The sequence below is a fragment of the Lactobacillus nasalidis genome, from assembly GCF_016587775.1.
In the GTDB taxonomy this organism is placed as follows: domain Bacteria; phylum Bacillota; class Bacilli; order Lactobacillales; family Lactobacillaceae; genus Lactobacillus; species Lactobacillus nasalidis.
Genome location: NZ_BOCG01000269.1, coordinates 1 through 6,306 on the forward strand (window position 1 = coordinate 1; position 6,306 = coordinate 6,306).

Annotated in this window: 5 protein-coding genes; all 5 read right to left on the minus strand. The window is 55.1% G+C overall.

Annotation, left to right across the window (positions count from 1 at the left end; translation table 11 throughout):
* Positions 1–245: 245 nt before the first annotated feature.
* A complete protein-coding gene (aspS, locus tag lacNas_RS04690) occupies positions 246–2,081 on the minus strand; it encodes an aspartate--tRNA ligase (protein WP_201332093.1) in 1,836 nt (611 codons plus the stop codon).
* Positions 2,082–2,096: 15 nt separating this feature from the next.
* Positions 2,097–3,383 carry a histidine--tRNA ligase gene (gene hisS, locus lacNas_RS04695; protein WP_201332094.1) on the minus strand — a complete coding sequence of 429 codons (1,287 nt, stop codon included), beginning with the start codon at positions 3,381–3,383 and terminating at the stop codon, positions 2,097–2,099.
* A gap of 294 nt (positions 3,384–3,677) precedes the next feature.
* Positions 3,678–5,054, minus strand: a complete 1,377-nt coding sequence (locus lacNas_RS04700) for an MDR family MFS transporter (protein WP_201332095.1) — start codon at positions 5,052–5,054, stop codon at positions 3,678–3,680.
* A 152-nt stretch (positions 5,055–5,206) separates the two neighbouring features.
* Positions 5,207–5,644, minus strand: a complete 438-nt coding sequence (dtd, locus tag lacNas_RS04705) for a D-aminoacyl-tRNA deacylase (RefSeq protein WP_201332096.1) — start codon at positions 5,642–5,644, stop codon at positions 5,207–5,209.
* A gap of 30 nt (positions 5,645–5,674) precedes the next feature.
* On the minus strand, positions 5,675–6,306 hold a 632-nt coding region (locus lacNas_RS04710), incomplete at its 5' end, for an ACT domain-containing protein (protein ID WP_201346644.1).

A 6,306-nucleotide genomic window follows, 5' to 3' on the forward strand; every position in this document is an offset into this window, starting at 1 on the left:
AGGCAGTTCGACTTCCGGCGGCTCCAGCTCTTCGGCCAAGACGAGCAGCAAGTCCAGCAAGACCAGCAGCTCTGCCGACAATACTGCAAACGCCAATGCCGACCTGCCAGAGGAAAGCGACGATAACGGCAACAACCAAGCCGACACCGTCAATGACCAGACTGACCAAGACAACTGACATTTTTAAAAAGAATACAAAAAAGTTCAAGATCCCGAAAGATCTTGAACTTTTTTCTTTTCAGCTGTTATTCTTCGTGAGACTTGACGTCCGCGGCCGCTTCAGCTTCCAGGGCAGCTTCGTACTTTTCCACGCCGTCCTTGGCGTCGTCAGCAACTTCAATGCCCAAGTCAGTCAGCTGCTGGTCAGCAACCGGAGCCGGAGCGTGCATCATCGGTTCGCTGGCGCTGGCGTTCTTCGGGAAGGCAATCACGTCACGGATGTTGTCCTTGCCCGCCAAAAGCATGGCGAAGCGGTCCAAACCGATAGCCAGTCCGGCGTGCGGCGGGAAGCCCATGTCCAGGGCGTCCATCAGGAAGCCGAATTGTTCGTAGGCGCGTTCCTTGGTGAAGCCCAGAGCCTTGAACATCTTTTCCTGGATGTCCCGCTTGTGGATCCGGATTGAGCCGCCGCCCAGCTCGTAACCGTTCAAAACGATGTCGTAGCTGCGGGCGTGGGCCTTGTGCGGGTCGGTTTCCAGGAGTTCGATCCCCTTGTCATCCGGCATGGTGAATGGGTGGTGAGCCGCGATCCAGCGCTCGTCGCCTTCGTCGTATTCAAACAGCGGCCAGTCAACAACCCACAGGTACTTGTAAGTGTCCTTCGGGATGATGCCGGTTTCCTTGGCTGTCTGCCGGCGCAGGTAGTCCAGTGAGTCGCAGCAGACCTTCCATTGGTCGGCGATGAAGAGCAGAAGTTCTCCGCCTTCCAGGCCGAATTCCTTGACCAGGCCGGCCTTTTCCTCATCGCTCAAGAAGCGGGAAACCGGACCAGAGAATTCGCCGTCTTCATACTTGACCCAGGCCAGGCCCTTGGCGTGGTAACGCTTGATGTAGTCCTGCATGGCTTCGATCTTCTTGCGGGAGTAGAACTTGGCCCCGCCCTTGACCGCGATCCCGCGGACAAAGCCGCCGTTTTCAAGGGCTGAAGCAAAGACCTTGAAGCCTGACTTGGCAAAGACTTCACCCAAGTCATGGATCAGCATGCCGTAGCGGGTGTCCGGCTTGTCGCAGCCGTACTTATCCATGGATTCCTGCCAGGTGATCCGCGGCAGCGGCAGCTTTAGGTCGATGCCCTTGACATCCTTCATTACCTTGGCCAGCAGGCCTTCAGTTACTTCTTGAACGCCCTCTTCATCCATGAAGGAGGTTTCCAGGTCGATCTGGGTGAATTCCGGCTGCCGGTCCCCGCGCAGGTCTTCGTCTCTGAAGCAGCGGGCAATTTGGTAGTACTTGTCAAAACCCGCCCCCATCAAGAGCTGCTTGAAGATCTGCGGTGACTGCGGCAAAGCGTAGAAGGAGCCTGGGTAGACCCGGGAAGGAACCAGGTAGTCCCGGGCGCCTTCAGGAGTTGACTTGCCCAGGTCTGGAGTTTCGATGTTGATGAAGCCCTCGCCTGACAGGTAGGCGTTGGTGGCCGTCATGATCTTGGCCCGCATGATCAAGGCGTTTTGCAGAGTCGGCCGGCGCAGGTCCAGGTAGCGGTACTTCAAGCGGGTTTGTTCGCTGGCTACCAGGTCGTCCTTGATTTCAAACGGCGGCGTCTTGGCCTTGTTCAAAACCGTGATTTCGCTGGCGGCAACTTCAACGTCGCCGGTCTTCATGTCCGGGTTCTTGCTGGATCTTTCGTTGACATGACCCTTGACTTCGATGACATATTCCTGGCCCAGAGAAGCAGCCACGTCCATCAATTCCTTGCCGGAGTCGTGGTTGACCACCACTTGGACGATCCCTTCCCGGTCGCGCAGGTCAATGAAGATCAGCTGGCCCAGGTTGCGCACTCTTTGAACCCAGCCGTAAAGCAAAACGTCTTGGTTCAGATATTCGCCAGTAATATTGCCGCAATAATCAGTTCTTTTTTCCATCTTTTAAAAAATCTCCTACTTTGCAATCTTTGAAAGCAAGCCGGCCTTGTCCTCAAGGTCTGCTTCAGCCAGGCTGAACTGTTCGCCGTCGCTTAAGCGCTTGACGGTCAGCTTGCCCTCTGCCAGTTCCTTGGCCCCCAAGGTAATGACGTAGCTGGCACCGACCCGGTCAGCCTTTCTGAACTGGGCCTTGAGCTTCTTTTGGTCAACGTCGTACTGGGCGCTGAAGCCAAGAGAGCGCAGCTGGCGGGCAACTTCAACTGCCTTGATGTCGGTTCCTTCACCGATATTGGCAATGAAGAAGTCGATGCCCTGGTCCTCAAACATTTCCGGATTCTGCTTGGAGAGAACCAGCATCAGTCTTTCTTCCCCGATCCCGAAGCCGACAGCCGGCGTTTCCGGGCCGGAAAATTCCTCAACCAGGTGGTTGTAGCGGCCCCCGCCCAAAACAGTCGACGGGCTGGACCAGAGGGACTTGTCATCGACCATGAATTCAAAAATCACGCCGGTGTAGTAGTCCAAACCGCGGACCAGGTCGTCGTCGATGACGTACTTGACGCCCAGCTTGTCCAGGCTGGAAAGGATCTTGCTGAAGTTTTCCTTTGACTCGTCATCCAGGTAGTCGCGGATCTTTGGAGCTTCCGGCAAAAACTGCTGGTCTTCCTCGGCCTTGGAGTCCAGGATCCGCAGCGGGTTCTTGCCCAGCCGTCTTTGAGAGTCTTCTGAGAGCTGGTCCTTGACCGGAGTAAAGTATTCAACCAGGGCATCGTGGTAAGCTTGGCGGACATCGCTGTCGCCAAGGGTGTTGATGTGCAGCTCATAGTTCTTCACGCCCAGTTCAGCCAGGAGGTCGTGACCCAGCAGAATGGTTTCAACATCGGCCAGGTAGCCGTTTGAACCGAAGCTTTCCACCCCGATCTGGTGGAATTCTCTTTGCCGGCCGGCCTGCGGACGCTCATAGCGGTACATCGGAGCGATGTAGTAAACGTTGAACGGCTTGACATAGTCCGGGCCGTAGATCTTGTTTTCGACATAAGCCCGCACTACCCCAGCAGTCCCTTCCGGTCTGAGGGCAATGTGCCGGCCGCCCTTGTCTTCGAAATCGTACATTTCCTTTTCAACCACGTCACTGGTTTCACCAGATGACCGGGAAAAGAGTTCGTAGTTTTCAAAGCTCGGGGTTCTGATTTCATGGTAGTTGGCCCGCTTGAACAGGTCCCGGGCGGTCTGCTCTACCTTTTCCCACTGGCCGGACGTTTCCGGGAGAATGTCGACTGTACCTTTTGGTCTTTGAACTCTCATTGTTTCACCTTTGTTTCCTTGTTTTGACTAAAGATCATAAAAAGCGCCCTTGAATTTAATCAAGGGCGCTTTGAAAATAGCACGGTACCACCTTTTGCTTGCTGTCATTAACGCTGACGAAACGAACCATTATCTGCTAAAGGGTCACAGCTAGCAGCCATCTGCTCTTTCACCAAACGGGCAGTCTCTGAAAAGGCCTTGCTATCTTCATTCTTTGTCATTGATAATTCTCATTTAGTTTATCTTGTTTTGGCCTGCTAATCAAGGCCTGGGGGCAAAAAACTCTGCCTAGCCTCATTTCAGGCTGTCCGCCAGCTCGCTTTTGTTGTTCAGCCGCATGGTCAAAAGCCAGTCCAAAGCCGTGATGGCCAAGACTGCCACGAAGGCCCAGTGGTAGCCGGCAGCTTCCCCGCCGGAAGGCAGGTTCTTTTTCACGACGGAAGCAATCGCCAGCAAAAGGGCCGTCCCTAAGGAATTGGCGATCTGCATCAAGGTGATCAAGACCGGGCTGCCGTCAACGACGTACTTTTTCGGCAAAGAATTCAAAGCACTGGCTTCAATCGGCGTCCACAAGGCATTGATCGCGCAGACCCGGCTGGCATAGACCAGGACAAGCAGCCAGATTGGCGTGGCTGGGGTGAAGAAAATCATGGGCAGAGTTGCCAGAGTGCCCAGACCCAGTCCGTAAAAGGCCAGCTTCTTTAATCCGTAGTTGTCGTAAATCCAGCCGGAAACCGGCGCAATCAAGGCCATCAAAAGCGCCCCCGGCAGCAGGATCAAGCCGGAAGTTTCCGCACTGAGCCCGTGAACTTTTTGATTGTACAAGGGCATCAAGAGTTCCGGCCCCATCAAGGCCAGGGAATTAAGGGAAACTGCCAAGGCCGCCTTGGCAAAGGAAGCAGACCTAAAGACCTTGAGTTCCAGCAGGGGCTTGACCAGCTTGCCCTGCCGGCGGACAAACAGCCAGACCAGGCTGAAGCCGAATAAAACAGTCACCAGCAGCTGCCAACTGAAGGAAGCCGTATTGCCAAAGGTCGACAAACCATACAGCAGGCTGCCCAGGCCCAAGGAAGAATACAGAACCGACAGCCAGTCGATCTGGTCAGTCCGGGTATCCGTGATGTTGTCCACGAAGAGCAAGCCGGCCAGAAAAGCCAGCAAGGCAACCGGAATCAAAACCACGAACAGGCTGCGCCAGCCAAAGCGGTCCACCAGCACCCCTGACAGGGTCGGGCCGACCGCCGGGCCCAGGTTGATCACAATGCTGCAGATCCCCAAGGCCCGGCCCCGGGTTTGCGGCGGGAAAAGGCCCGCGATCGTGCTCTGCACCAAGGGCATGCTGATGCCGACGCAGAGGGCTTGGATGATCCGGCCAAACAAGAGCAGGTAAAAGTTCGGCGCAACTGCCGCCAGGACATCCCCCAGCAAAAATACCAGCATCAAGGAGCAGAACAGCTTTTTCAGCTTGACTGTTTTCAAGAAGTAGGCCGACAAGGGCATCATGATGGCCGCTGCCAGCATGTAGCCGGTGCTCAGCCACTGGGCGGTCATCTGCGAAACATGCAGATCGGTCATGATGGCTGGCAAGGCAGTATTCAGCAGGGTCTCTGAGAAAGCGGTCATAAAGCCGCCCAAGAGCAGGGACAGGATCATCAAACGTTTTTTGGTCACGGTTTTCCTCCTTTTAAAAAAACAAAAAAAGCCGGATAAGATTTACCGGTTCCAGGAACCGACATCTTATCCAGCTTACAAAACGTAAACCCTCCGATGGGCTATTCAGTTATCTATAGTTTACCATTTTTTTCAAAAAATCAAAGGGAAAACTACAGGTCCAAAACGATCGTGAAAGGACCGTCGTTTTCCAGTTCGACTTTCATGTCCGCGCCAAACTTCCCCGTTTCCACGGTCAGGCCATGGCCGGCCAGCTCTTGGTTGAATCGCTCCCAGAGCTCGCTTGACTTTGGCGGCCGCATGGTGTGTACGAAGCTGGGCCGGTTGCCCTTTCTGGTATCTGCCAGCAAGGTAAACTGGCTGACAGACAGGATCTGCCCGCCGACATCCTTGATGCCCAGGTTGGTCTTGCCAGCCTCGTCTTCGAAGATCCGCATCTTGGCGATCTTGTCGGCGGCTTTGACCACCTGCTCTTCCCCATCGCCTTCTGCCAGGCCCACCAGCAAAAGCAGGCCCTTTTGAATCTGGCCGACGGTTTCTCCGTCGATCCGGACAGCAGCATGGTTGACTCTTTGAATTACTACGCGCATTTTTTCCGTCCTAAAATTCTTCTTCCAAAGCTAGTTGTCCGTCCGCTTGGTGTCGTAGACGTCCGGGATGTCCCGCAGCTTGGCCATGATGTCGTTGAGCTGGGCAGCGTTCTTGACTTCAACCGTGATGTAGAAGTGAGCGATGTTCTCCTCGTTGATGCTGGCTGAAACATTGGTAATGTTCTTGGTCAAAGCATTCAAGCGGTTGATAACGTCGCCCAGAAGCTTCTGGCGGTTGTAGCCAAAAAGTTCAAAGTTGGCGTTGAAGCCAGCCTGCTTGTTTTCGTCGATGTTGTTCCATTCGACGTCGATCAAACGGCCCTGCGTTGCCGGGTCGGTGCTGGTCACGTTCCGGCAGTCGGCCCGGTGGACGGTTACCCCCCGGCCCTTGGTGACATAGCCGACGATCGGATCGCCCGGCACCGGGTTGCAGCACTTGGCAAAGTGCAGGTCCAGATCCTCCAGCCCCTGCACCCGGACCAGGCTGTCCGGTTTCTTGCCCTTGCTCTTGGCCTTGACGTCGTCTTTTTGCTGGCTTGGCTTCTTGACGACGCTGGAAGCAGCCGCCTGCTGGCCGGCCGACATGATCTTGGCTTCAAACTGCTTTTGCCGCTCTTCTTCCTGCTGGCGGCGCAGATCGGCCGTCAAGCGGTTGTAGATGG

Excerpts from the sequence above, each read along its gene's own strand:
- aspS (WP_201332093.1), bottom strand. The coding sequence starts at position 2,081 with ATGGAAAAAAGAACTGATTATTGCGGCAATATTACTGGCGAATATCTG.
- hisS (WP_201332094.1), bottom strand. The coding sequence starts at position 3,383 with ATGAGAGTTCAAAGACCAAAAGGTACAGTCGACATTCTCCCGGAAACG.
- dtd (WP_201332096.1), bottom strand. The coding sequence starts at position 5,644 with ATGCGCGTAGTAATTCAAAGAGTCAACCATGCTGCTGTCCGGATCGAC.